Origin of the sequence: Bordetella muralis, from assembly GCF_965139205.1 — a bacterium.
GTDB classification, from domain to species: domain Bacteria; phylum Pseudomonadota; class Gammaproteobacteria; order Burkholderiales; family Burkholderiaceae_B; genus Bordetella_A; species Bordetella_A muralis.
In genome coordinates this window covers 112,034-136,933 of the sequence record NZ_CBCSIU010000006.1, presented here as the reverse complement: position 1 = coordinate 136,933, position 24,900 = coordinate 112,034, and the positions used below count along the sequence as shown (strand labels likewise).

Genomic DNA, 24,900 nt, shown 5'->3' with positions numbered 1-24,900 from the left:
CCGTGTGGGTTCAACGCTCGCCCTTGCGATAGGGCTTCATCAGCGCTTGGGGATACGCGGCACGACGCGCCATCACGACCAGCGCCAAAATGGACAGCACGTACGGCAACATCAAATAAACCTGATACGGCAACTCTGGCAAGCCCGGCAGACTCGTGCCGCCCTGCTGCAACCGCAGTTGCAACGCATCAAAGAACGCGAAAATCAACGCGCCCAGCAAGGCCTTGCCCGGCCGCCAGGACGCGAACACCACGAGCGCCACGCACACCCAACCGCGGCCGTTGACCATATTGAAAAAGAAGGCGTTGAACGCGGCCAGCGTGAGGAAACTGCCCGCGATGCCCATCAGCGCTGACCCCGCTACGATAGCGCCCATGCGCAGCTTCGTCACGGACAAGCCCTGCCCCTCGGCAGCGGCGGGATTTTCACCCACCATGCGTATCGCCAAGCCCAGCGGCGTTCGATTCAACACCCAAGCGATCAGGGGCACCGCAATCAAGGCGATCAAAGTCATCACCGTCTGGCCCGCCAATACAGGGCCAATCAAGGGAATGTCCTTGAAGAACGTCATCTCGGCAAACGGCGTGATCGTCGGCGGGGTATTCACACTGGGAAACGTCACGCGATAGGCGAAATAGCTCAGACTCGTCGCCAGCAAGGTCACGCCCAATCCGGACACGTGTTGGGACAGCCCCAACGGCACCGTCAACACCGCATGCAATAGCCCGAACACCATACCCGCCAGCGCGGCCGCCAGCACACCGACATAAAGCGGTGCGCCGAGGTATACGACCAGCCAACCCGTAAAGGCCCCGGCCGCCATGATGCCTTCGATACCCAGGTTCAGCACCCCTGCACGCTCGCACAAGAGCACACCCAGCGTGCCCAGGATCAACGGCGTAGCCAGACGCAGCACCGCCACCCAGAACGCGCTCGAACTCAACAGATCCATCCATTCCATGCGCGTCTCCTCAGGCCTGCTTGCGGCGCAGACGATACTGCGCAAACAAGGTGGCCACCAGCATGGACAACAGCGATGCGGCCACAATCACATCGGCAATGTAGTTCGGCACGGCAATCGCCCGGCTCATGCTGTCGGCGCCCACCAACATACCTGCTACGAAAATGCTGGCCACGACCACACCCAGCGGATGCAGGCCCGCCAACATGGCCACCACCACGCCCGTATAGCCATAGCCAGGCGACATATCCAACGTCACATAGCTCGTGCGTCCTGCGACCTCGATCGCCCCCGCTAGCCCAGCCAGCGCACCCGACAACATCGCCGTGCCCAGCATCACTCGCGTCACCGGCAGTCCCAGAAAACGCGAAGCATGCGCATTGGCGCCCACTGCACGCATCTGCAGACCGAAAACCGTGTAGCGGTTGATCAACCATAGGCCGACTGCCAGGCCCAGCGCCCAGAGCATCCCCGTATGCGCGCGCGTCTTTGCAATCAACTTGCCGAATTCGAGATCGGGATTCAGTGCCACCGACTGCGGCCAACCCATGGCCATCGGGTCTTTCATGACACCGTCCAGCATCATCGAGACGAACAACAGCACAATAAAGTTGCCCAGCAGCGTGGTCACCACCTCGTCCACGCCCAGACGGGTTTTCAGCAAGGCGGGAATCAACAGCAACAACGCCCCGGCCAACGCAGCGGCGATCATCATGCCGGCGAACAGCACCGGCACCGGCAGATCAAAGCCGACGCCATCATGCATCCCGCCCACTGCCACCGCAGCCAAGGCCCCCAGATATAACTGCCCTTCCGCGCCGATGTTGTAGAACCGTGCACGGAATGCCACCGCACAGGCCAACCCGGTCAGCATCAACGGCGTCGCACGCGTCAGCGTTTCCGACAACGCAAACCGCGAACCGAACGCACCATCGAACAACAGCGCATACGTCTGGCCCACCGGCGCACCGGCCCACGCCACGAGCAGCGCACAGATCAACAAAGTAAACACAATCGCTGCCAGTGGCGCTAACAGCAATGCCGTGCGGCTGGCTTCAGTGCGGCGTTCCAAATACAGATTCATGATGTAGATAGCTATTCGTCAGGCAGACATAGTGCCCGTCATGGCCAGGCCTACCGATGCAGGCGTCCATTCAGCCACAGGCTTCACGGCGATGATCTTGCCGCCGCACATGACCGCAATGCGATCGGCCAAGGCAAAGATTTCCTCCAGGTCTTCGGACACCAGCAGGATGCCTGCGCCACGTTCGCGCGCAGCCAATAGCTGTTCGCGCACATAGGCAACCGCCCCAATGTCCAAACCCCAAGTCGGCTGGTCGGCCACAATCAACTTCGGCTGCCGAGCCAGCGTGCGGCCCAGAATCAGCTTTTGCATATTGCCGCCGGACAAGCTGCGGGTACGTACCTCCAGCGAGGCGGCACGCACGTCGAACTGTTTGCTCAACTCACGGGCATAGGTCCGGCCGGCTTGTGCGCGCACCATCCCCAGGCGGGTAAAGCGCTTGTCGTTCAGGTCTTCGACGATGGCGTTTTCCCATAAGGGGCTATCGCCGATGACACCCTCGTGATGACGGTCTTCGGGGATCCGCCCCACGCCCGCCGCAGTCCACCCGGCAGGCGTGCGCGGCGCGGCCGCATGATCCGGCCCCAGCCTGATGGTGCCGTCGTCAGGCTGGCGCAATCCGTTCAATACCGACACCAAGGCCTGTTGGCCATTGCCAGCGACACCGGCGATGGCCACGATCTCATGGGTATGCACGATCAAATCGGCAGCGTCGAGCAGTGGCGCACCACCGTGACTATTGCGCACGGTGACTTGCGACAGCGTCACCACAGGCGCTGCCTGGGCACGCGGTTCGGCACTCTGCACACGCGGCATCACGACCTTGCGGCCGACCATCAACTCGGCCAGCTCTGCCGCGTTGGTCGATGCCGTGTCGCGTTCAGCCACGAGCTTGCCTTGACGCAAGACTGCCACACGTTGCGATACCGCCATGACTTCATCCAGCTTGTGCGAAATGAAGATCACGGCCAGCCCCTCTGCCACGAAGCCGCGCAGGGTCGCGAACAACCCGTCGACCTCCTGCGGCGTCAGCACAGCCGTTGGCTCATCCAGGATCAGAATGCGCGCACCACGGTAGAGCGCCTTGAGAATCTCGACGCGCTGCTTCTCGCCGACAGACAGGCTTCCCACACGTGCATCGGGATCTACCCCCAAGCCAAAGCGCTGGCCCAGCTCGATCAACCGTTGCCGAGCCTGCTTGCGCCCGGAAGCGAGCCGCCACAACGACTGCGTGCCGACCATCACGTTGTCCAGCACACTCATGTTGTCTGCCAACGTGAAATGTTGATGAACCATGCCCACGCCCGCAGCCAGTGCAGCGTCGGGCCGGCCGGGCGGCAACGCCTGGCCATAGACCGTGATACGGCCTGCGTCGGCCACGTAGTGCCCGAACAGAATGGACACCAACGTGGACTTGCCCGCGCCGTTTTCCCCCAACAGGGCGAGCACCTCGCCCTGCTTCACGCTCAGCGAGACCGCGTCATTCGCCGTCAGGCTGCCAAAACGCTTGGTAATACCCTCGAGTTGCAGGGCCAGGGTATCCGTCATTTGGCGCTGGACTTGGGTTCGCTGTTGTTCACTTTGACTTCAAAGCTGCCATCCAGGATCGCCTTTTGCTTGGCCTCGACCTTGGCCTTGAGGTCCGCGGGAATCTTCGACTCGAACGTACCCAGCGGCGCGAGTTCCGATCCTTTGAATTTCATCAGCGAATACTGGCCGTAGTCTTCTGCCGCGAACTTGCCTGCCTTGACCTGAGCCAATGCGTGCTCGATCGTGGGCTCCATGTTCCACAGTGCCGACGCCACGACCGTCTCGGGATACTGGGGCTGCGTGTCAACCACGTTGCCGATCGCGAGCTTGCCGCGCTCCTTGGCCGCGTCGGACACGCCAAAGCGCTCGGCGTACAACACGTCTGCGCCTTGATCGATCATCGCGAAGGCGGCTTCTTTAGCCTTTGGGGGATCAAACCACGAGCCGATGAACGACACGGTGAAGGTGACCTTGGGATTGATTTCCTGGGCACCCGCCATGAACGCCTGCATCAGGCGATTGACTTCGGGAATGGGATATCCGCCCACCAGGCCGATCTTGCCCGACTGGCTCATACCGCCGGCGATCATGCCGGTCAGGTAGGCCGGCTCCTGGATATAGTTGTCAAACACCGAAAAATTCGGCTTTTGCGGTTTGGCCGACGAGCCCATCAGGAAAGCTGTCTCGGGATAATCCTTGGCGACCTTGCGCGCCGCAGCCTCGACGGCAAAGGCCTCGCCTACGATCAGCTTGTTGCCCTGCTCCGCATACTGGCGCACGACACGCTCGTAGTCCGCGTTGCTGACGTTCTCGGAAAACACGTATTCGATCTCGCCTTTTTCCTTGGCGGCGTTCAGCGCCTTGTGGATGCGCGATACCCATTGCTGCTCGACCGGCACAGTATAGACAGCCGCGACCTTGATCTTGGCTTCGTCCTGCGCCTGGGCCCAGCCCGACATCACGAACACGCCCGCGGCCGCTACACCGAGTTTCAGCACGCTACGGCGGGCAAGTCCGGATACGGACGGGAGATTTTCAAACATCATGGTTTCGGCTCCTAGGCGATATAAAAAGCCCTCAACCCGAACGCGGCACAGGTGCCCCCGCACAAATCGGGGCGCGTCTGAACAACGAGGGAAAACGGCAGGCATCAGTCGACGTAGCGGGGCTACTGGTGTTAGTGACCCGAGGGTCTGAGTGAAAGTCGCCCGTAATCAAGCAAAATGCATGCCGCATGCTCGTGCCGCACGACCTGTCACACAAAAGCCCCCACGCTGCGCCCCCGGCTTGCTGCCCCCCAAAGGGCGTTTTTGTCTTGGGGCGGTCCGGCAACAAAAACCGGGCCGGACGGGATTGTAGTCAATCTATCGAGGGCTGAACGCCCCGTTTTGGTGCGTGTCGTGAAAAAACACCCATCTCTGCGCACCATTGCAGTGCGTTTCTGTGTTCCATTGAGGTCACGACATCGTGCACGCAGGAGTTTGCGCGGCCGTAGCTCGCTCGTCTTTCGACTGGGGGGCCGCCCGCTGTGACGCAGCCAGAGCGCCAAATGCCAGCAACGTCAATGCAGCCGATGCCGGGGCCAGCCACAGCAGACCTGCATGGTCTGCAACGCGTCCACCCACACCCGATCCCAATGCGATCCCTAAAAAGATGCCCGACGAATTCAGCGCGATTACCATCCCCCGATAGCCGGGTTCCAGGGCAACGACGCGGCGCAACTGAGACGGATAAAACACGTCCTGCGTCACTGCCCAGATGACAAGCAGCAGGAACAACAATCCCAGCCTGAACACCTCACTCCAGAATGGCACTCCCAACACGGCAATCGCGCTAAAGACCAGCGTCATCGTCACCATCACGATACGCAGCAGCCTGTCGGCAGAATGATGCAGCGACACCCGTTGCGCGATCAGGTTTCCCGCGATGCCCGTCAGTCCGAACAACAGCAAGGCAATGCCGCCCTCTGCCGCACTGGCTCCGAAATGTCCGGTGATCAGCGGCAAAATCAATGTATAGGTCGCAAAAAAGGCCGCGGTCTGCAAAACAACGACAGCGAGTCCGGCCGCTGTAGCCGGCCGCAATAGCAACTGCAATAATCCCCTCGGCCTCATCGGCTCACCGTACGACGTATCGCGCACCGTGGCGAGAATCCAACCGAGGCTGCCCGCAGCCATCATCGCGAGGCCGATGAATACCGCACGCCACCCCAGAGCCTGAGCCAGGGCTGCAGCAGCCGGCGCCGCCACGACGCTGGATAGGGTCACTCCTGCAAACACCACGGCCAAGGCCTTTCCGCGCCGCTCCGCCGGGGCCAGCCCTGCCCCGATCGCATTAGCGACCGGACTGACAATCGCCGCGCCCAGGCCCGCTACGATCCGCGTAGCCAGCAACCAGGCAAAGCTGGCCGTAAACGCCCCGGCCAATGTCGCCAGCAGCATCACCACCAATCCGGTCAACAACAGCGTCCGACGACGAGAGTGGCCGACCAGCACCTGCAACAACGGTGCGCCGACAGCAAACGCGATCGAGAATGCTGTCATCAATAGTGCCGCCTCCCCGGGAGAGATGTGCCAGGCCTCCACTAAAGCGGGTAAGGCGCCAACCACGCCATACGACATCCCGCCCACTGCGAAATTCGCGCTGGCCAAGGCACGCAAGGCATGCCGCTCTGGTTCTTCCACTTTCCTTGTCCGCACTGTCTGACTCCGAATCATGCCGAGCCAGGACTGCCCTGCCCGACTCCGTTTCAAGTCATAGTGTGCGCAAGTCCTTGGTATATTTGAAATCGATTATTAATATCGGAGATATCCAAATGGCTGATATACCATCGCCTCTGCGAGGTGCAGATTTGGCGTTATTGGGCTCTCTGGATGTGTTGCTGGAGGAAGCCAACGTCACCCGTGCTGCCGAACGGTTGCATCTCAGCCAGCCCGCGCTGTCGGCGCAGCTCGCCCGGCTGCGTGAGCTGACCAATGATGCGTTGCTGGTACCGGCAAAACACGGCCGCGGCATGACACCGACCGCCCGCGCACTGGCGATACGTGAACCGCTGCGAGCCGCATTGCACGAGCTGCACGCTGCCCTCGCCCGGGGCGTGAATTTTGACCCGGCGCATGACTCGCGCACCTTTCAAATCCTGGCCAGCGATAATGGCTTTGTCATGGTTGGCCTGGATCTGGTCCGCCGCATCGCCAGCCGCGCGCCTCATGTGCGACTCGCATTTCATACCGTCCCTGCCGACACGGCTGGCGCCTGGCTCGCCAACGGCAAGGCAGATTTACTCATCGCCGCGGATTTTTCAACGCCGGCAGACGCGCGTCGCCAGCAGCTATTGAGCGAGCGTTATGTGATGGCGCAGCGCAAAGCGCACCCCAGGGGGCTGACGCCTCCCGATCTCGATGCTTACTGCGCCTTGGGTCATGTGATGGTGTCCGGAGACGGCGGTAATTTTCATGGCTTTATGGACGATGCCATCGCTCGCCACGGGCGCACGCGCAATGTCGCCGTTTCCGTCCAGCAATATCATTTGGCGCCGTTGGTGATTGAAGCCACAGACTATGTGTGCGCCCTGCCCGAGCGTTTTTTGCAACGGTTCTCGGACCGGTTGGATTTGCTGCCGTTGCCGTTGGAGGTCGGCGGATTTGGACTCACGGCGGCATGGCACCCGCGTCACGACGCCGATGCTGCACATTCCTGGTTGCGCAATGAGCTATTTGCGGCCGCTGCCAGCCGCGGTCTGTGAGTCCGCGGACCTGGCTTTCGTGCACGCTGTTGCCCGCGTTTCGGATAGGCGCCAATTTATTGACAATATTCAGAACAATAAATAGGGAATAAACTGACAGTTTGTCCCGAAAATAGAGACAATTGATGCTTGACCTCCAGCAGATCAACAGTTTTCTCTCCGTCGTGCGTCATGGGAGTTTTGTCAGTGCCACCGAGGCCACGAACCTGTCCAAAGCCGCCATTTCACGGCACGTCGCTGATCTGGAGGCACATCTGGGACTGCGTCTGCTGCACCGGACTACGCGCCGTCTCTCGCTGACCGAAGACGGGCAGCGCTTTCATGCCCGGGCAATGGAGCTCGCGGCTGCGCTCGATGAACTGGAAACCGAAACCGTCTCGCATGGCGGCCATGCGGTAGGCATGCTGCGCATCAATGCACCACTATCATTCGGTCTGCTGCACTTGGCACCGTTATGGCCACAATTCCTGGCAGAAAACCCCAACGTATCGCTGGACATCGATCTGAATGATCGCATGGTCGATCTGGTGGACGAAGGATACGACCTGGCGATACGCATCACGAATCTACCCGACTCGCGCCTGATCAGCCGCCAGTTGGCCAGCACCCGGATGGCATTGTGCGCATCTCCGCAATACGTCAAAAAACACGGCCGCCCGAAAACCCCTGAGGACCTGACACATCATCACATCGTTTCTTATAGTTATCTGACCAGCAAGGACGACTGGCGATTCACCGGGCCCAAAGGTGAAGTGCACGTCAAGGTCAATCCTCGGATCCGCACCAATAGCGGCGACACCTGTCGTCTGGCTGCATTGGCGCATCAAGGCATCATCCTGCAGCCCGACTTTCTGATTGGCGAGGATCTCAAACAAGGCACGCTCGTCGAGTTGATGCGCGACTACCATGCCTCTACCCTGGGCATACACGTGGTCTATGCCAGCCGCAAACACATGTCGTTGAAGATGCGCAGGATGCTAGATTTTCTGATTGCGGCGTTTGGGCATCCTGCATGGGCGTGACCAATATCTGCCAGAACAGGCTGCGCCGTTATCGCACGCCGCAGAGTTCCGGCAATCGAATAAAGGCTCAGTTCGCCACAATTCCCGCTGCCTTGATCACCCGTGACCAATGCGCCGTATCGGTCTTGACCGTTTCGCCCAATTGTTCAGGAGACTCGTAGCGCACCTCGACCCCCGCGGCGTGTGCACGCTCTGTCGAGATGGGCTGTGCCAACCCAGCCTGCAACGCGTGCGTCAAACGATTGATGACCTCAGCGGGGGTGCCTGCCGGCGCAAATAACGAGACCCAGGCATCCAATTCAAAATTGTCGAAACCCTGCTCGCTCGACGTCGGCACATCGGGCAGCATGGAAAGACGGTGCTTGCTCGCCACGGCAATGGCCCGCAGTTTGCCTTGTTGAATGTGGCCGATGACCGAAGGTGGCGTCGTGATGAACATCTGTACTTGACCCGCCAGGACGTCTTGAATGGCGGGACCAGAACCTTTGTAGGGAATGTGGACCAGGTTTATTCCTGTCATTTGGCGCAGGAGTTCCGTACCCACATGTGGCATCGAACCGCTGCCTTGCGAGGCGTAGTTCACCTCGCCCGGATGCGCTTTGGCGTAGTCCACCAGTTCACGCAGATTGTGCACGGGAAGCGAAGGATGCACGACCACCACGCTCGGTGCGACGGCCACCATTCCTACCGGCGTAAACGAATCCGTGTTCCAACGCAGATTCGTGAACAGCGAGGGATTGCCGGCGTGATACATCGAGTACGAAGCCAACAAGGTATAGCCATCCGGCCGTGCTTCGGCGACATGGTTATAGGCAATATTGCCGCTGGCACCCGTGCGATTGTCCACGACCACCGGTTGATGCAACCCTTGCGTCAACGGCTCGCTGGCCAGCCGCGCTGCCATGTCGACAATGCCTCCCGGGGGGACCGGCACCACAATCGTGATGGGGTGAGACGGGAAATCATCCTGTGCCTGTACCGCCACAGACACAGCAATCAGACTCACCAGGCTCAGGGCGGCAGTACCGGCTTTAAAAAAACGCGTCATGATCAATATCGAAAACGTGAAAAATAACGATCAACGCGCCAATTCCGCGCGCACAATACGTGCGCCGTCCACCATGGCCTTCATCTTGCCGTACGCCACATCGCGCGGCAGATACTTGAGACCGCAATCCGGCGCAATGACCAGACGCTCTACCGGAACGTGGGGCAGCGCACGGCGAATCCGCTGCGCCACGACTTCAGGCGTTTCGACTTCGGGATTAGACAGATCCAGCACTCCCAACATGATGGTCTTGGATGGCAATTTTTCCAGAATCGCGCAATCCAGATTCGATTGCGCGGTCTCTACCGAGATCTGGCTGGCGAGACTGGCGTCCAGCTCATGCAGGAACGAATACCCCTCTGGGCGGGCATGGATGATGGCGGCATAACCAAAGCAGATATGCACGGCGGTCGTGCCCGTGACGCCTTGCAATGCACGGTTCAGCACACGCACACCGAAATCCCGGGCTTTTTCAGGACGAGCCTGTAGATAGGGTTCATCGATCTGCACCACGCTGGCGCCGGCGGCAAATAGATCCAGGATTTCTTCGTTGACCGCGACCGCATAATCCATCGCCATGTCTTCATCACTGGCATAGAAATCGTTTTGCGCCTGTTGTGCCATCGTGAATGGGCCAGGCACCGTGATCTTGATTGGACGATCGGTGTTGGCGCGCAAGAACTCGACATCACGTACTTGCACGGCATGGCGGCGACGGATCTTGCCTGTGATGCGCGGCACGGGGTTCGGGTGGCCGCTACGATCCAAGGCCGTGCCGGGATTATCCAGATCCACGCCGTCCAGCGCCGTAGCAAAACGGTTGGAATAGCTCTCGCGACGTGCCTCACCATCACTGATGATGTCAATCCCGGCGCGTTCCTGGTCGCGGATAGCCAACAGCGTGGCATCATCCTGCGCCTGTTCCAACCACTCCGGGGCCACGCGCCAGAGTTCCTGCGCGCGCACACGCGGCGGAAAGCGTCCAGCCAGTTTGCTACGGTCAATCAGCCAATCGGGCTGAGAATAAGATCCAACGAGTGTGGTGGGCAGAATGACAGACATGATGAAATCGCGAGCTTCGGAAAAAATGAAGTCCGCAGTCTACGGCGATAATCGTGCGAAATAACGCTCACAGCCCGTTATCGCGCTATGCCACCTGCATTTCGTCAGAAATATTCATTGATTAGATGAAATTTACTCATATCCCGATGGCGTGAGCCAACTTTCTGCTTCGCTAACCCTCGTAACGTTTCCCCGCGGCGAGCAGTTCCGGTGTGCCAATGACCTCATTGAGCCCATCAAAATCCAGCATCTGGTCGCGCCACGGCGCGGTGCTGCCGTTGTGCCGCAAGCTGCCGTAATAGCCTGCCAAAGTATGTGCCACTGCTCGTGCCGTACCGCCGGGAAAAATCACGATACGGAAACCGACCTCGGCTAATTCCACGGCAGCTTTGACCGGGGTCTTGCCGCCTTCGACCATATTGGCAAGCAACGGCACGCGTCCCGCAAAGCGCGCGCAGGCAGCGTGCATTTGCTCTGGCGTGCGCAGCGCCTCGATAAACAAGGCGTCGGCGCCGTCCTCGAGGTATTGTTCGGCGCGATCGAAAGCGGCCTCTAAACCCTCGACAGCGATGGCGTCCGTGCGCGCGAGAATCAGGGTGTCGTCGCTATGTCTGGCATCGACGGCCGCGCGCAGTTTTCCGCGCATTTCGTTGGCCGGCACCACCGTCTTGCCATCCAGATGGCCGCAGCGTTTCGGGAAAGTCTGATCTTCTAACTGGATCATGGCCGCACCTGCACGCTCAAAGCCACGCACGGTACGTTGCACGTTCAGCGCATTGCCGAACCCGGTATCCCCATCCACGATCACAGGCACCGATACGCGCTCGGCGATACGGGCCAAGGTATCCTCGACCTCGGTATACGTCGTCAGCCCCACGTCGGAACGTCCCAATCGGGTATAGGCAATGGAAGCGCCCGAGAGATAAAGCGCATCAAAGCCAGCCTGTTCCGCGATCAACGCGGACAAGGCATCGTAAACGCCGGGGGCCAGAACGCAACCCTGAGCCAGCTGTTGTGCAAGTTTTTTCATTCGTTGTGACTCCGAGAAACTTCAGTAGTGATGCCCCAGGGACGTAGCGCATGGCCTACGTCTATTGGAATGGCCTGATCTGTCGCTGAACAGCGCTACAGCGGCCGGCCCAGCAATTCCGCGGCCGTCGCAGCTGCGATATAGCCCCCTGCCACGGCGCTCAACAGACCGTTGCCCGAGAGATAGCCCGACACCTCATTGCCGGACACGCCGCGCGCGGCACCGCCGGCCGCGAGCAGGTTCGGAAAAGCCCGGCCGTTCGTATCCCGCACCCGGCATTGCGCATCGATGTCCAATCCGCCCTGTGTATGAAATAACGCGCCAGTGACCTTGATCGCGTAGTACGGCGCAACAAGATTGCGCGTAAAGCGGCGTCCCAACGTGTCGTCCTTTCCGGGGGAAATCGACGCCAGACTGGCCGCCAGGGTTTCCTTATTGCAGCCGATGATATCGGCCAGTGCTTGCGCATCCTCGGCACACCGCAATGCACCTCCTGCCTCCGCATCCTGGAAATCAGGGAACTCCCGCAACAGCGCCAAGGTCTGGGCATCAAACACATTCCATGCCACGCCGTCCGGTTGCGCCAATACATGTACGGCAGCCTCGGAATAACCCTGTGTTTCGTCATGGAAACGCTGCCCTGCCCGATTGATCTGCACGCCTCCGTCCATGATGACCGCCCACGAAATCAACGCGCCTTGCGGAATCGCCCATGAGCCGTGCCCTTGATAGCCGCCCATATCCGCCAATTGCGCGCCTAGTTGCAGGCCCCATTGCACCGCGCTGCCATCGTTGCCAACGTGGCCGCCATACACGGCGTCGGCCATGGCAGGCAGATATTCCCGGCGCATCGCATCATTGCCGCCAAAGCCATTGCAGGCGAGCAACAGCACATCGCAACCGATCACTTCCGTGCCGCCATCGGGCCGCTCGCAGCCTACGGCGGTAATTCGGCCATCATCATCACACCATAATTCGCGCGCCACGGTGTCCGTCAACAGATACGCGCCGGCCTCGGTGGCCGTGTTCGTCAACGCACCCACCAATGCAGCGCCGGTGCGCTCGGGCAAGCTGTGCATGCGGCGTTTGTGATGCCCGGGATACAGAAAACCGTCCAGCACCTCAAACGCCAATCCGGCCTCTTGCAATGCATCGATCGCCTGAGGAATCGCCTCGGTATAGGCGGTCACCAGATGGGACGCTGCCTGGCCATGCGCCTTGGCATGAATATCTGCTGCGAATTCCGTTGGACTATCCGTCAGGCCAGCAGCCTGTTGTGCACGTGTCCCTGCCGCCGGGATAAAACCTGAAGACAACGCTGTCGAACCGCTAGGCACCGTGTCGCGCTCGATCAACACGCACTCAATCCCTGCACGCGCCAGCCGCCAGGCGGCCGTCAGCCCGCAGGCGCCTGCACCAATGATGACAACGGGCATATTCTCGCCAGCGGATCCAGTGCCCCGCCGAATACGAGGCCCATGGCCGCCACCGGCTGCAGGTTCCTGCATGACACCGGACATACTCATCGCGATAGACTCTCGACAAATTCCTGGCATGTCACGATCTCGGCCACCGTACGAAGATCGGCCAACGCGGCATCGTGCATTTCGGGTCTGGGCGCCGCACATCCATCGGCCAATACCGTCACGTGATAATCGCGCATATGCGCATCGCGCACCGTGCTGGCAACGCCGCCATTGGTGACGATGCCGCAAACAGCCACATGGTCAATGCCTGTGCGCCGCAGCACCCAATCCAGTTGCGTATTGAAAAACGCGGAATACGCGACTTTCCAGACAGACACGTCGACCAGGCCATCCAACTCGGCCACACAACCATGGCCCGGGCTGCCCGCCACAAAATCGCCGCGCTTCAAAAACGGACGCAGGCGGCGCAAATGCGGCGAGATCATCGGCTCGCCCTGAGCATCCGGCCACAAGGTGAATTGGCTGGCGGCCACATAGCCCCCGGCCGCCTTGATCGCACGCGCAACAGGCGCCACGCGCGGCGGCAAGGCACGAGCCTCGGGGCTGACCGCGCCGCCGCGATCATAGGCACCACCCGGCGCGAGAAAATCGTTTTGCAGATCGACGATGATGAGTGCGGTTGAATGTGACACGAGCGTGCTCCTTATTCCTGGCGCGCGATCAAGAGATTGCCCAGGGCGTCCACTTGGCCGCGGAATCCAGGTTCCAGCCAAATCGTGGTGTCGGGCTGCTCCAGGATCGCAGGCCCGTCTACGTGTGCGCCTATCGGCAGCGCCAGCCGTTCATACCGGGCCGCGTCCCACCATTGTCCGCTGTGATAGACGCGCTGCGTGCCCAATGATGCCGGCATGTCAGTCGCGGTCGGGGCCAACAAGGCCAGATCGAATTTGGGCCGCTGACCGATCCGTGCATAGCGCAAGTTCAAGACACGGATCGCGATGCCGGGCAAGCTGCGGCCGTACGCACGGCGATATGCGGCCTCAAAGGCTGCGCCGATAGCCGTACGGTCCAGGGCCTCGCGCGAGACCTCCACGGTCACCGTATGGCTCTGGCCTGCATACAGCATATCCAGCTCAATACTCTCGCGCACGCCCTCGAACGCTACGCCTGCAGAATCCAGGCGTGCCTGGCAGGCTTCGGCCAAGGCGTCGATCCGCGCGACCAACTCATCAATGTTCAAACCGTCCAGCGTCACGTTCAGCGTCTGCACACCGTCATGACGCATATCCGCCATCACGCAGCCCAATGCCGATGTCACGCCGGGAAAGCGCGGAATCAGGCCTCGCGTGCAGCCCACCTCGCGCATCATGGCGCACACATGCAATGCACCGCCGCCACCAAAAGGCATATAGGCAAACTTGCGCGGATCATGGCCGCGTTCAATCGAGACCACCCGAATCGCACCGGCCATTTTGGCATTGGCCACTGTCAGGATGGCTTCAGCGGCCGCATACGCGTCCAAACCCAATGGCTGTCCCACGTGCGTGTCGATCGCCGTGTGCGCCAACTGTGTATTCATCTGCGCCAACAGACCGCCGCCTAACGGACGATCCGCGGCGATGCGGCCCAACAAGACATTGGCGTCCGTCACCGTGGGACGCGTATTCCCCCGCCCATAACACGCCGGCCCGGGAATACTGCCGGCAGACTCCGGCCCCACCTGCAGCAGGCCGCCCGCATCGACACTGGCAATCGAACCCCCTCCAGCGCCTATCGTCTCGATCTGGATCATCGGCGCACGCACCACCATACCGAATTCAATCGATGTCTGCGCGGCCAGCGAAGCCTCTCCGCCTGCGACCAACGAGACGTCGAATGAGGTGCCGCCCATATCGCCTGTCACGACGTCCGGCAACCCTGCCGCACGCGCTATAGCTGCGCATGCGATCACGCCCGCAGCCGGCCCTGATAGCGCCGTACGCACCGGCACATCGCATGCCGTTTGACGCGACATGACGCCGCCGTTGCTTTGCACCACCAGCAGTTCACCCTCGAACCCGTGGCTTTTCAAATCGGTTTCCAGACGAGAGAGATAGCTGCCCACGACAGGCTGCAACGACGCATTCAAGGTCGCCGTCGAGCAGCGTTCAAACTCCCGGATCTCGGGCAGCACTTCCGTCGCAGCCGTGACATTGCCATTGGGCCAGATCTGGCGGACACGCGCGACCGCGGCTGCCTCGTTGGCCGGATTGGCGTAGGCATTCACAAAGAACACGCACACCGCCTCGCAGCCCAGTGTCAACAGCTCGCGTGCCGCCGTCTCTACTTGGTCGAGATCAACCTGCGTATGAATCGTTCCGTCGGCCAAGACTCGCTCGCGGACCTCGAAACGTAAATCACGCGATACCACGGGCTCGTAATTGCCGCGCAGACCCCAGGTTTGCGGACGGTCACGGCGGCGCATCTCCAGCACATCGCGGAATCCCTCGGTCGTGATGATGCCCGTACGAGCGACTTTACGTTCGAGCAAAGCATTGGTGCCCACCGTCGTGCCATGCACGATGGTCGCAATCGCATCGGCGCCATCGGCGACACGCTCGATGCCGTTCATGAAACCGCGAGCCTCTTCGCCGCGCGTCGAGGGGACTTTCACCACACGGGCGCTGCCGGCTTTTTCATCCAGTACAAAAAGATCGGTAAACGTCCCACCGACGTCTACCCCAACCACCAACGATTGCTGCGCGGCGCTCATGCTGCCTGCTCCTGTTCTGCTTGACTGACATACCCCATTTTCTGGTCGCGCTCGCGCGCCTCCGCAGAACGGGCCTGCGGCGATCCGTAGCCGCCGCCTCCCGGCGTCTCGAGGCGCACGCGTTCACCGCGTTTCAAACGTATGCCCAGCATTTTTGAGGTCATGGGTGGCGTATGCCACTGCCCTTCGTTTTCATATTTGAAGACATTGGGAACAGCCGGCGCTCCCCCAGCGATACCCTTGGGTGCGCTGCGTCCGCGTTCGCCAAAGATAAAAGCCTCGGCGCTGTCTTCCAGCAGCTCGATTTCATAGATGGCGCCCAAACCGCCACGGTGCTGGCCGTCGCCTGCCGAATCGGGACGTAATGCCCATTGCGTAAAACGCACGGGATAGGCGGCCTCCAGGATCTCCAGCGGTGGAATGGTAGCGGTGGAAATCGGTGCGTTGCCGTGCGACAACCCATCGCCATCGCTGTGGCCGCCATGTCCGCCGCCAAAGAAACTGAACATCACCCAGCGCTGCCCCTTGCGCGCCTCGTCGCTGCGGTAGCCTGCGATCGACAGTGCATTGATGGTGCCATAGGCTTGGGCAGGTGCGCGTTCTGGCGCGGCCTGGGCCACGGCGCAGAAAATCACATCGATCATGCGCAGAATGGTTTCGGTATAACCTCCCACCGGCCGCGGACGCGCCGCCGAGATCAGCAAGCCATCAGGCAAAACCACATCCACCGCGTCCAGCACCCCTGCATTAGCCGGCACATCGGGGAACACGTGCTTCAATGCCACATAGCAAGCCGCGATGGCTGTAGCGCGCGAAATGTTCACCGGACCGGCACATGACGGCGAGGTCTCGGAAAAATCCAGGGTCAGTCTGTCGCCCGCCACGCGCAGCTTCAGCGAAATGGTCAACGTCTCGTCGCGAACCCCGTCGTTATCCAGCGTATCCGCAAAGGCATACTCACCATCCGGCAGGCGTTCGATGTGATCACGCATCAGACGCAGCGCCCGCAGGCGCAAGGTATCCAATGCCTCTTTGACCGTGTTGTCGCCGTACTCGTCCAGCAAGCCGTCCAGCCGCCCTGCCCCAAGCTCCAACGCAGCCAACTGACCATTCAGATCGCCCCAGAGACTGTCGGGCAGGCGTGTATTCGCCTTCAAGATCGCCAATACGTCTGCATCCAGCGTGCCCGCACGCACAATACGCACTGGCGGAATCTGCACGGCCTCTTGCCAACACTCCGTCGCCGATGGATTGTAGTTACCAGGCACGGCGCCGCCTATGTCATGCCAGTGGGCGGCCGACGCCAGAAAGCAAAACAGCTTGCCATCACGGAACACGGGGCGCACCAGCTTGAAATCGTTGGCATGTGTGCCGCCGTCATAGGGATCGTTGAATAGCCAGACATCGCCATCGACCATCCCGCCACGTTCGGCAGCGGCACGGGCGGCCGCCTGCACGGCAAAGGACATCGCGCCGACAAACACCGGCAATCCGGATTTGCCTTGTACCAGGGTCGCGCCCGACTCGGCGTCGTACAGGCCATGACATGCATCATGGGCCTCTGCGATGATGGGATTGAAAGCGCTGCGATACAGCGTCGCATCCATCTCATCGGCGATCTGTTCCAGCCGTCCCTTCAGGACGGCCAAGGTCACGGGGTCAAGCATGATTCGATTCCAGTTTGTCGTGATCAAGACGGCCGGCTGCGCGTCTTCAGTAGATTCAAAAGGCCACCCGCTCGCACCATATCCAGCAGAAAATCCGGCACGGGTTCACAGGTCAGCGACTGGCCTTTCTCGTTGCGGACGAGGCCATGGTCCAGGTCTAACGTGACCCGCTCGCCCTCGGCCAATTGCTCCGCCTGCGGGCACGTCAACAGCAATAACCCCACGTTGAAGGCATTGCGGAAAAACAAGCCGCTGAATGATGGGGCGATCACCGCCGCTACACCCAAATGCACCAGTGCCGCGGCCGCCTGCTCGCGCGAGGACCCAATGCCAAAATTGGGTCCGGCGACCAGGACATCCCCACGTTGGACCGCCGGGGCGAAATCGGGCCGTACCCGTTGCAGGCAGTGACGCGCGATCTCGTCAATGCCGAACTTCATATAGGCGCCGGGCGCCAAGGCGTCAGTGTCGATATCCTCACCGACAAGCCATACGCGCGCGCTCATTGGACTCTCCTGCTTTGCGCCACGCCAGGCAGACACAGGGCCTTATGCACGTCAAGATATCGCGCCATCATTGCATCACCTCACGCGGGTCGATAATGCGGCCCGCCACGGCAGCAGCCGCCACACTGTATGGCGAACCTAAATACACCTGTGCGGACTCCGAGCCCATACGGCCTTTGAAATTGCGGGCCGTGCTGGAAATCACCGTGGCGCCATCCGGGATCGAGCCGCCGTAACCGGCACACGCGCCGCATGTGGTGGGCAATACTTGCGCCCCGGCGTCCGTCAACACTTGCATCACGCCCTCTTGTGTCGCGGCGGCCTGGTCTTTCATGCTGGCCGGCGCGACGATCAGGCACATACCGTCTGCCAGACGCTTGCCACGCAACACTCTGGCGGCGGCGCGCAGGTCCTCCAGTTTGGCGCCGGTACATGCGCCGATATACGCTGCCTGCACCGCTATGTCGTGATAACTGCCCGCATCGCGCGCATTGGCGGGGCTATGCGGGGCGGCCACCTGCGGCGCCAATGCACTGGCATCAAAGTCATGCCATTCGGCATCGCAGCCCTCATCGCTGTGCCAGCGCTGCACGTCCAGCGGCTCGGTCACACCGACCTCGCGCAGCCAGGCGGCAGTCGTCTCGTCCGGGGCCACCAGCCCGACTTGCGATCCTAGTTCCGCACTCATATTGGACAGGGTCATGCGCTCGGGCATGGACAATGCCCGTACTGCCTCGCCGCAGAATTCCACCGCCTGATACTGTCCGCCGTTCATGCCATAGCGGCCAATCAGGTGCAGCATCATGTCCTTGGCCGTCACGCCATCGCCGAGGCGGCCGTTCCAGCGCATCATCAGGGTCCGTGGCACCTTGACCCAGATCTGCCCCGTGACGACCACGCCCAGCATTTCGGTACTGCCCACGCCGAACATATACGCGCCAAACGCCCCGCCGGTCGGTGAATGCGAATCCCCACCGACACAGAACATCCCCGGGCGCAAATGACCGCCCTGCGGCACCACGACATGGCAGATGCCCTGGCTGTCATAGACATGGGGCAAGCGCTCGCTGCGCGCCCAATCCCGCGCAATACGCACGATGCGGCGCGATTCGTCGTCCGATTCCGGCACATAGTGATCGATCACCAGCACCACTTTGTTGCGATCCCAGATCGTCGCGCCCAATTCGCGCAACATGGGCTCCAGCCGGCGAGGGCCACTGGAATCATGGAACATCGCCAGATCTACGGAGCACGTCACGATCTCGCCTTCGGCGACCGAATCGCGACCGCTCGCAGCGGCGATCAGTTTTTGTGCCAGGGTCTGCTTCATCATTACATCCCCAAATATGCTCGTCGCACATCATCGCTGGCCATCAACTCTGCACAGCCGCCGCTATGGCGAATGGCGCCGTCTTCCAGTACGTAGGCTCGCTGTCCGACTTCGAGCGATTGGCCCACGTTCTGCTCGACCAGCAAGATCGACAAACCATCGTCGTGCAAACGGCTGATCAAGCCGAACATTTCTTCTACCATCAGCGGCGACAGCCCCAATGAAGGTTCGTCCAAAATCAGCAAGCGCGGCTCGGCCATCAAACCACGTCCGATCGCCAGCATCTGCTGCTCGCCGCCGGACATCGTCCCCGCGAATTGCGTCAAACGCTCACCCAGACGGGGGAAAATCGTCAACACCCGATCCAGATTTGCGGCGCGGCGTTCACGCGCCCGCGTGAAAGAGCCTAATTCCAGGTTCTCACGCACACTGAGATTGGGAAATACCCGGCGTCCCTCCGGCACCTGGATCAAGCCGGCCTTGACTACCTCGCGGTAATGCTTGCCCGTCAAGTTCTGGCCATCAAAACGTACCTGGCCTTCCCAGGGGCGATAAATGCCGCATAACGTGTTGTTCAGCGTGGACTTGCCCGCACCGTTACTGCCCAGCAATACGACAATCTCGCCCTGTTCGACATGCAGGTCGACGCCGCGCAGGACCTCCATACGGCCATAGCCGGCTCGCAAGCCGCTGACTTCCAGTAACGCGCTCATGCCCGCACCTCCATGGCAGCGATGCGCGCCGCGGCGCCATGACCGAGATATGCCTCGACCACCGCCGCATCACGAGTCACCACCGACGGCGCGCCCTCGGCGATCAATCGCCCCTGCGCCAAAACCCACACATGTTCAGCCAGGCTCATCACGGCGCGCATCACGTGTTCGATCATCAAAACGGTGATGCCATCCGCAGTCAACTGACGCACCACCGGAATCATCTCGTCAATCTCGGCGGGATTCAGGCCCGCCAGCACTTCGTCCAGCAATAACACACGAGGTTGAGTGGCCAAGGCGCGGGCCAGCTCCAGCCGCTTGCGGCCCGCCACGGTCAGATCGGCGGCCGGTTTGTCCAATTGGCGATGCAGATTCACGCGTCTCGCAATGGCTTCGGCAGCCTCCAGCGCCTGGGCGCGATTGGCGACTCGCAAATGCGCTCCTACGGCAATGTTCTGCCGCACTGTCTGCGCGCCGAAGGGCTGCACCACCTGAAAGGTACGAGTCAGCCCCAACTGTGCCGAGCGTTGGGGCGCCATTCCGGTGATGTCCGTACCGTCAAAGACGACACGTCCCTGTTGTGCGCGCAAGAACCCCGACAACAAACCGAATAGCGTGGTTTTACCGGCGCCATTCGGCCCGACCAACGCAGTCAAGCTGCCGCGCGGCACGGCCAGGCTCACATCCTGTACGGCTTTCACGCCGCCAAACGTAATCGACAGATTTTCTGCCTGAAGCAAGATGTCAGCCATGGTTGCGCCCCTTCTGGCTAAACAGGCGCATCACTGGTTGGCCATAGCCCGACAGCCCACGCGGCGCAAACATCACGATCGCAATCAGCACGATGCCGTATATCACCATGCTGATACCTGGTAGCTCGCCAAACAGGTTGCGCGTAAAGTCCGCCAATACATGCAACGCTACCGCGCCCGCAATCGGGCCCCATAGCGTGCCGATGCCACCGACAATGGCCCCTACCAGCGCCTCGACCGATACAGCAGGCCCGAACGCAATCGACGGATCAATATACTGGAACACCTGCACGTAGAACGCCCCAGCCGCGCTCATGAACGCCGCCGAGATCGCAATGCCCTTGAGCTTGATATTCAACGGGTCCACACCGATGGCGCGCGCCGCATCCTCGTTATCACGCACGGCTTGCAGATAGGCGCCGAAACGCGAATGCCGCAACCACGCCGTGACACCCAGTGCCAACAACACGAACACCAGAATCAAATAGATATAGCCGTGACGCGAGGCAAACTGCATATTGGCCACGCCCTCTTTCAGCGGCACCATCAAACCCACACCGCCGCCCGTGAACGACACCGATCCGGCGATGATGCGAAACACCTCGGCAAAGGCCAAGGTCACCAATGCGAAATATGAGCCGCGCAAACCGTAGCGAAAGGTCAATCCCCCTACGACCAACCCCACGGCCGCGCCACAGACGATCGCTACCGGCAACACCGCCCATGGATTAATACCGAAGTTCAACTGCCCTAACGCCTGCGCATAGGCCCCGACACCGAAGAACAGGGCGTGGCCAAACGATAACTGCCCGCCATAGCCGCCCAGAATGTTCCACGCTTGCGCCAGCAACGCCGCATACAGCGACATCATGATGAATGTCAGCCATACGCCGGACTGGACGAACATCGTCGCCACAGCCACCGCCAGGCCGAAAATCAGGATCCCGTATAAATCCTTCATGGTTACGCCCTCGCCCCAAACAGCCCCTGCGGGCGAAACAGCAACACGAGAATAAAGATGGCAAAGATGCCCATCTGGCCCAGCGAGTCGCCCAGGAACAACCCCCCAAGCGACTCCACCACGCCAATCAACAAGCCGCCGACCAGGGCTCCGGCAAAGCTGCCCATGCCGCCCAACACCACGATGGTGAAAGCGATCAGCACAAAGCCGCTGCCCACCTGCGGATTGACGTAGTACGCAGGCAACAGGAAACAGGCAGCAGCGCCCAGACAGGCCATGCCTATGGCAAACGACAAGGCGTACACGCGTTCGACGTCTATACCCATCAGTTTGGCGCCCTGCTTTTCCTTTGCCACGGCGCGTATGGCGCGGCCCAGATCGGTGCGGCGGATCACCCACAGCAACACGGCCGCCACCACCATCGCACCGGCAAAGGCAATGACTTTAGGCAATGCAATCAACGCCGGCCCGATTTCCACCGTAGACAGGGTATAGGCCGTATCAATACTTCGCGTATCCGACTTGAACCACACCAGCGCCAGGTTCTCGAGCACGATCGACAGGCCCAAGGTCACCAAAAGAATGTTCTCGTCCTTACCGTGGCTGGCGCGGCTGATGATGACGCGCTGCAGGAAATACCCCAGCACAAACATGCCCGCCATCACGAACGGCAGCGCCATATAGGGATCCAGCCCCAAACGCTCTTTCAACAGATACACGGCGTACAACGCCACCATCAGGGCGGCACCGTGCGCGAAATTGATGATGTGCAAAACACCGTAAATCAGCGTCAAGCCCAACGCCACCAGCGCGTACACCGCGCCGGTGGTCAGGCCGTTGAGCACGGCAGACAATAGAATAGCGGGATCCCACAACATCGCTTAGGCCTTTACCGGAAACTGCGCATTGGCCTGACGGTATTCCTCAGGGATGATGACCTTGATATCGCCATCGATCACCTGCGTCAGCAGGGGCTGCGCACCCGTGTTCTGGCCATTCACGAATTTCGTCGGGCCATACGGCATCAGATGATCCGAGAACGTGCTGCTGGCCAATGCCTCGGTGATCGCCGCCCGGTCCGTGGATTTGGCGCGTTCGATCGCATCGACCAACAAGTAGACGCTGACATAGGTCATAAAGACCTCGTAGCTGAAATACGCGCCCTTTTCCTCGACACGTGCTTTCAGCGGCGCGACGCGCGCGTCTTTGGGATTGAACCAATGATTGCAATCGATGATGCCGTTGGCCACATCGGGGAATTCTTTCAGGAATTTATAGCTCGACGCTGCGCCGCCCAATACGGAATAAATGGCCTTCGGGCTGACCTTCTGCTGCTTCATCGCACGCAATAGCAAGGCGTACTCGTTGTAGTAGTTTGCCGGAATCACGATGTCCGGATTCACCGAGCGCATGCGCAGCACGATATTGTTGAAGTCCCGGGTCGGGTTCGGATGTTTGACGACCTCTTTCACCTCGAAACCGTGTTCGGGCAATGTCTTGGACAGCAAGGCTGCCGTTCCCGTACCGAACAACGAATCCTCATGCACGATCATCACGGTCTTTGCCGGCTTGCCTGCTGCGTCATTCAACGCCACCAGATCAGTAATCGCGCGCTCAGTACATGTACGATAGCCCGGCCCAAAACGGAAGGTATTTTTCAAGCCCCGCTCGACGATCTGATCCGCCACACCGACGTCCACCACGTGAGGCAGTCCATATTTGGCCGCCGTCTGCGTCGTCGCCAGACAGATGGCGGATGCGTACGCGCCCACAATCGCCGACACGCCTGCGGCATTCATTTTTTCCACCTCGGCAGAGCCTGCCTCGGGACGCGATTGCGCGTCGCCCAACAGAGCCTCGATCTTTGCACCGCCCAACGCCTTGATGCCACCAGCCTTGTTGATGTCCTCGATGGCCAGCAGAGCCCCCAAACGGCATTGCTGTCCCGAATACGCCAACGCGCCCGTCACCGGATGCAGAACGCCGACTTTCACCGGCGTGGCGGACTGGGCGCGCACCACCCAGGGTGCGGATAACACAGCAGCCGCGGCGGCAGACTGCGTCAAAAAAGTACGGCGCGTCGTCATGGCAAAACTCCGAAAGAGACTTAATGAAATTGGGCCGAGAGCTCTTCGCTGACCCAGACCTTGGCGTCGATGTCCCCGACGCGCGACAGCTGTAATTGATATTGATAGCGATCCGGACGGTACAAACCATGCAGCAACTGCACCGGACGATCATTCACATCACGCACCAGACGAACCACCGACAGCAACGCCGATCCCACCGCCACATCCAAATGGCGGCCGATCTGCGCATCTGCCAAGCGAGCTCCGATAGTCTGTGTAGCGCCACCGAATTCGACGCCAGCCGCCTCCAACAACATCAACAGCGGTTGACGTTCCAGGTCCGCACGGCTGAAATTCGCCACGGCTTGCGGCACATAGGTGGTGATATGGGACAAAGGCCCCGCCTCGGTGCTGCGCACCCGCAGGCTTTTGTGGACGGGCGTGCCCACCGGGATCTCCAGTGATTCGGCCACCGCAGGCGAGGCGTTGACCAACTCGCTGTCCAACACATGCACCGACGTGCGCAAGCCCATATTGACGATGTTTTCCATCAGGCCCACCAGATGGGCCTTTTGGCGCGGGCGCGTTGTCGCACTGCTGGAATCACGGGCACCGTCGGTGGGCGCATGCCGTGTCGGCCACGTACCCAATCCCGGGCGGCGCGACACGAGCCCATCTGCCACCAGCATCTCCATTGCCTTGCGAATGGTGATGCGCGCCACCTCGAACTGCGTAGCCAACGCGAGCTCGCCCGGCACGCCGTCCTGATCGAAACGCCCTTCTTGCAACTGCTCGCGCAAGACGAGATAGATCTGGTGATATTTCGGTAGCGGTAAGGAGGTTCCCATGGACAAGGATTCTGTCCATGTCCCAATGTATCGTCAATAGAACAAATAAGGATATACCTGTTCTATCGGGTAATTACCAATATCGGCCACGCCCCGGTTTTCTGAGGCGTCGATCTGCCCAAGCTCAAGGCGGTTCCCTCTCCGCCCTCGCCAAAGGCAGGTCAGGCACGCGACTTGCTGACGCACGGCACGTCAACACTCTGTCAAGGACACACCATGAAAAGCCGTCAATTCTTCCTGATCATGGCGCTGGTCGCCGCAAGCCTCACCGCCGGCTGCAACACGATGCACGGGGCCGGACAGGACATTGAACGCGGTGGGGAAAAAATTCAGGAAAAGTCGCAATAACTGCCCTCAATAAGGAGACGATATGCGATCCATACTTTTGTGGCT

Annotated in this window: 23 protein-coding genes; 3 read left to right on the top strand and 20 right to left on the bottom strand. The window is 60.6% G+C overall.

Annotated features, from left to right (window positions below; translation table 11 throughout):
- Window positions 1–10: 10 nt before the first annotated feature.
- From ACNA0I_RS11610 to ACNA0I_RS11590, 5 genes are all read right to left on the bottom strand, one after another.
- A complete protein-coding gene (locus tag ACNA0I_RS11610) occupies window positions 11–961 on the bottom strand; it encodes an ABC transporter permease (protein ID WP_415806162.1) in 951 nt (316 codons plus the stop codon).
- 10 nt (window positions 962–971) lie between these two features.
- The gene (locus ACNA0I_RS11605; RefSeq protein ID WP_415806161.1) at window positions 972–2,045 is read right to left on the bottom strand and encodes an ABC transporter permease; all 1,074 of its coding nucleotides are present in this window, start codon (window positions 2,043–2,045) and stop codon (window positions 972–974) included.
- Between the two features lie 18 nt (window positions 2,046–2,063).
- The gene (locus ACNA0I_RS11600; RefSeq protein WP_415806160.1) at window positions 2,064–3,593 is read right to left on the bottom strand and encodes an ABC transporter ATP-binding protein; all 1,530 of its coding nucleotides are present in this window, start codon (window positions 3,591–3,593) and stop codon (window positions 2,064–2,066) included.
- Complete coding sequence (locus ACNA0I_RS11595) at window positions 3,590–4,621, bottom strand: BMP family protein (RefSeq protein WP_415806159.1); 1,032 nt, start codon at window positions 4,619–4,621, stop codon at window positions 3,590–3,592. Before ACNA0I_RS11595 ends, ACNA0I_RS11600 begins: the two co-directional genes overlap by 4 nt.
- Window positions 4,622–5,032: 411 nt before the next feature.
- Window positions 5,033–6,259, bottom strand: coding sequence for an MFS transporter (locus ACNA0I_RS11590; protein ID WP_415806158.1), 1,227 nt, complete (start codon window positions 6,257–6,259; stop codon window positions 5,033–5,035).
- 131 nt (window positions 6,260–6,390) lie between these two features.
- Here ACNA0I_RS11590 and ACNA0I_RS11585 point away from each other — a divergent pair, with 131 nt between their 5' ends.
- Entirely contained in the window at window positions 6,391–7,320 is a 930-nt protein-coding gene (locus ACNA0I_RS11585) for a LysR family transcriptional regulator (RefSeq protein ID WP_415806157.1), read from the top strand.
- A 125-nt stretch (window positions 7,321–7,445) separates the two neighbouring features.
- Window positions 7,446–8,342 (top strand): LysR family transcriptional regulator, encoded by an 897-nt coding sequence (locus ACNA0I_RS11580; RefSeq protein WP_415806156.1) that lies wholly within the window; start codon window positions 7,446–7,448, stop codon window positions 8,340–8,342.
- A 67-nt stretch (window positions 8,343–8,409) separates the two neighbouring features.
- Here ACNA0I_RS11580 and ACNA0I_RS11575 read toward each other — a convergent pair whose 3' ends face one another.
- From ACNA0I_RS11575 to ACNA0I_RS11505, 15 genes are all read right to left on the bottom strand, one after another.
- Window positions 8,410–9,390, bottom strand: coding sequence for a Bug family tripartite tricarboxylate transporter substrate binding protein (locus tag ACNA0I_RS11575; protein ID WP_415806155.1), 981 nt, complete (start codon window positions 9,388–9,390; stop codon window positions 8,410–8,412).
- Window positions 9,391–9,420: 30 nt separating this feature from the next.
- Entirely contained in the window at window positions 9,421–10,452 is a 1,032-nt protein-coding gene (locus ACNA0I_RS11570) for a hypothetical protein (RefSeq protein WP_415806154.1), read from the bottom strand.
- Between the two features lie 172 nt (window positions 10,453–10,624).
- Window positions 10,625–11,482 (bottom strand): isocitrate lyase/PEP mutase family protein, encoded by an 858-nt coding sequence (locus tag ACNA0I_RS11565; RefSeq protein WP_415806153.1) that lies wholly within the window; start codon window positions 11,480–11,482, stop codon window positions 10,625–10,627.
- Window positions 11,483–11,577: 95 nt separating this feature from the next.
- On the bottom strand, window positions 11,578–12,918 hold the full coding sequence (locus ACNA0I_RS11560; protein ID WP_415806152.1) for an FAD-dependent oxidoreductase: 1,341 nt from the start codon (window positions 12,916–12,918) through the stop codon (window positions 11,578–11,580).
- An 86-nt stretch (window positions 12,919–13,004) separates the two neighbouring features.
- Window positions 13,005–13,601, bottom strand: a complete 597-nt coding sequence (locus ACNA0I_RS11555; protein WP_415806151.1) for a cysteine hydrolase family protein — start codon at window positions 13,599–13,601, stop codon at window positions 13,005–13,007.
- A gap of 11 nt (window positions 13,602–13,612) precedes the next feature.
- Complete coding sequence (locus ACNA0I_RS11550) at window positions 13,613–15,661, bottom strand: hydantoinase/oxoprolinase family protein (RefSeq protein WP_415806150.1); 2,049 nt, start codon at window positions 15,659–15,661, stop codon at window positions 13,613–13,615.
- Window positions 15,658–17,328 (bottom strand): hydantoinase B/oxoprolinase family protein, encoded by a 1,671-nt coding sequence (locus ACNA0I_RS11545; RefSeq protein ID WP_415806149.1) that lies wholly within the window; start codon window positions 17,326–17,328, stop codon window positions 15,658–15,660. Before ACNA0I_RS11545 ends, ACNA0I_RS11550 begins: the two co-directional genes overlap by 4 nt.
- Window positions 17,329–17,351: 23 nt before the next feature.
- The gene (locus ACNA0I_RS11540; protein ID WP_415806148.1) at window positions 17,352–17,834 is read right to left on the bottom strand and encodes a LeuD/DmdB family oxidoreductase small subunit; all 483 of its coding nucleotides are present in this window, start codon (window positions 17,832–17,834) and stop codon (window positions 17,352–17,354) included.
- Between the two features lie 67 nt (window positions 17,835–17,901).
- Window positions 17,902–19,167, bottom strand: a complete 1,266-nt coding sequence (locus ACNA0I_RS11535; RefSeq protein WP_415806147.1) for a 3-isopropylmalate dehydratase large subunit — start codon at window positions 19,165–19,167, stop codon at window positions 17,902–17,904.
- On the bottom strand, window positions 19,167–19,877 hold the full coding sequence (locus tag ACNA0I_RS11530) for an ABC transporter ATP-binding protein (RefSeq protein ID WP_415806146.1): 711 nt from the start codon (window positions 19,875–19,877) through the stop codon (window positions 19,167–19,169). The genes ACNA0I_RS11535 and ACNA0I_RS11530 overlap by 1 nt, the downstream gene beginning before the upstream one ends.
- Window positions 19,874–20,629, bottom strand: a complete 756-nt coding sequence (locus tag ACNA0I_RS11525; protein ID WP_415806145.1) for an ABC transporter ATP-binding protein — start codon at window positions 20,627–20,629, stop codon at window positions 19,874–19,876. Before ACNA0I_RS11525 ends, ACNA0I_RS11530 begins: the two co-directional genes overlap by 4 nt.
- A complete protein-coding gene (locus tag ACNA0I_RS11520) occupies window positions 20,622–21,590 on the bottom strand; it encodes a branched-chain amino acid ABC transporter permease (protein WP_415806144.1) in 969 nt (322 codons plus the stop codon). Before ACNA0I_RS11520 ends, ACNA0I_RS11525 begins: the two co-directional genes overlap by 8 nt.
- A 2-nt stretch (window positions 21,591–21,592) precedes the next feature.
- Complete coding sequence (locus ACNA0I_RS11515) at window positions 21,593–22,468, bottom strand: branched-chain amino acid ABC transporter permease (protein ID WP_415806143.1); 876 nt, start codon at window positions 22,466–22,468, stop codon at window positions 21,593–21,595.
- A 3-nt stretch (window positions 22,469–22,471) separates the two neighbouring features.
- Window positions 22,472–23,677, bottom strand: a complete 1,206-nt coding sequence (locus tag ACNA0I_RS11510) for an ABC transporter substrate-binding protein (RefSeq protein WP_415806142.1) — start codon at window positions 23,675–23,677, stop codon at window positions 22,472–22,474.
- A gap of 20 nt (window positions 23,678–23,697) precedes the next feature.
- On the bottom strand, window positions 23,698–24,507 hold the full coding sequence (locus ACNA0I_RS11505) for a GntR family transcriptional regulator (RefSeq protein ID WP_415806141.1): 810 nt from the start codon (window positions 24,505–24,507) through the stop codon (window positions 23,698–23,700).
- 243 nt (window positions 24,508–24,750) lie between these two features.
- Between ACNA0I_RS11505 and ACNA0I_RS11500 the strand changes: the two genes are divergently transcribed.
- On the top strand, window positions 24,751–24,855 hold the full coding sequence (locus ACNA0I_RS11500; protein WP_415806265.1) for an entericidin A/B family lipoprotein: 105 nt from the start codon (window positions 24,751–24,753) through the stop codon (window positions 24,853–24,855).
- Window positions 24,856–24,900 lie beyond the last annotated feature (45 nt).

What these genes read in the sequence shown, in the direction of transcription:
- ACNA0I_RS11610 (WP_415806162.1), bottom strand. Translation starts at nt 961, where the DNA reads ATGGAATGGATGGATCTGTTGAGTTCGAGCGCGTTCTGGGTGGCGGTG.
- ACNA0I_RS11605 (WP_415806161.1), bottom strand. Translation starts at nt 2,045, where the DNA reads ATGAATCTGTATTTGGAACGCCGCACTGAAGCCAGCCGCACGGCATTG.
- ACNA0I_RS11600 (WP_415806160.1), bottom strand. Translation starts at nt 3,593, where the DNA reads ATGACGGATACCCTGGCCCTGCAACTCGAGGGTATTACCAAGCGTTTT.
- ACNA0I_RS11595 (WP_415806159.1), bottom strand. Translation starts at nt 4,621, where the DNA reads ATGATGTTTGAAAATCTCCCGTCCGTATCCGGACTTGCCCGCCGTAGC.
- ACNA0I_RS11585 (WP_415806157.1), top strand. Translation starts at nt 6,391, where the DNA reads ATGGCTGATATACCATCGCCTCTGCGAGGTGCAGATTTGGCGTTATTG.
- ACNA0I_RS11580 (WP_415806156.1), top strand. Translation starts at nt 7,446, where the DNA reads ATGCTTGACCTCCAGCAGATCAACAGTTTTCTCTCCGTCGTGCGTCAT.
- ACNA0I_RS11575 (WP_415806155.1), bottom strand. Translation starts at nt 9,390, where the DNA reads ATGACGCGTTTTTTTAAAGCCGGTACTGCCGCCCTGAGCCTGGTGAGT.
- ACNA0I_RS11570 (WP_415806154.1), bottom strand. Translation starts at nt 10,452, where the DNA reads ATGTCTGTCATTCTGCCCACCACACTCGTTGGATCTTATTCTCAGCCC.
- ACNA0I_RS11565 (WP_415806153.1), bottom strand. Translation starts at nt 11,482, where the DNA reads ATGAAAAAACTTGCACAACAGCTGGCTCAGGGTTGCGTTCTGGCCCCC.
- ACNA0I_RS11560 (WP_415806152.1), bottom strand. Translation starts at nt 12,918, where the DNA reads ATGCCCGTTGTCATCATTGGTGCAGGCGCCTGCGGGCTGACGGCCGCC.
- ACNA0I_RS11550 (WP_415806150.1), bottom strand. Translation starts at nt 15,661, where the DNA reads ATGAGCGCCGCGCAGCAATCGTTGGTGGTTGGGGTAGACGTCGGTGGG.
- ACNA0I_RS11545 (WP_415806149.1), bottom strand. Translation starts at nt 17,328, where the DNA reads ATGCTTGACCCCGTGACCTTGGCCGTCCTGAAGGGACGGCTGGAACAG.
- ACNA0I_RS11540 (WP_415806148.1), bottom strand. Translation starts at nt 17,834, where the DNA reads ATGAGCGCGCGCGTATGGCTTGTCGGTGAGGATATCGACACTGACGCC.
- ACNA0I_RS11535 (WP_415806147.1), bottom strand. Translation starts at nt 19,167, where the DNA reads ATGATGAAGCAGACCCTGGCACAAAAACTGATCGCCGCTGCGAGCGGT.
- ACNA0I_RS11530 (WP_415806146.1), bottom strand. Translation starts at nt 19,877, where the DNA reads ATGAGCGCGTTACTGGAAGTCAGCGGCTTGCGAGCCGGCTATGGCCGT.
- ACNA0I_RS11525 (WP_415806145.1), bottom strand. Translation starts at nt 20,629, where the DNA reads ATGGCTGACATCTTGCTTCAGGCAGAAAATCTGTCGATTACGTTTGGC.
- ACNA0I_RS11520 (WP_415806144.1), bottom strand. Translation starts at nt 21,590, where the DNA reads ATGAAGGATTTATACGGGATCCTGATTTTCGGCCTGGCGGTGGCTGTG.
- ACNA0I_RS11515 (WP_415806143.1), bottom strand. Translation starts at nt 22,468, where the DNA reads ATGTTGTGGGATCCCGCTATTCTATTGTCTGCCGTGCTCAACGGCCTG.
- ACNA0I_RS11510 (WP_415806142.1), bottom strand. Translation starts at nt 23,677, where the DNA reads ATGACGACGCGCCGTACTTTTTTGACGCAGTCTGCCGCCGCGGCTGCT.
- ACNA0I_RS11505 (WP_415806141.1), bottom strand. Translation starts at nt 24,507, where the DNA reads ATGGGAACCTCCTTACCGCTACCGAAATATCACCAGATCTATCTCGTC.
- ACNA0I_RS11500 (WP_415806265.1), top strand. Translation starts at nt 24,751, where the DNA reads ATGGCGCTGGTCGCCGCAAGCCTCACCGCCGGCTGCAACACGATGCAC.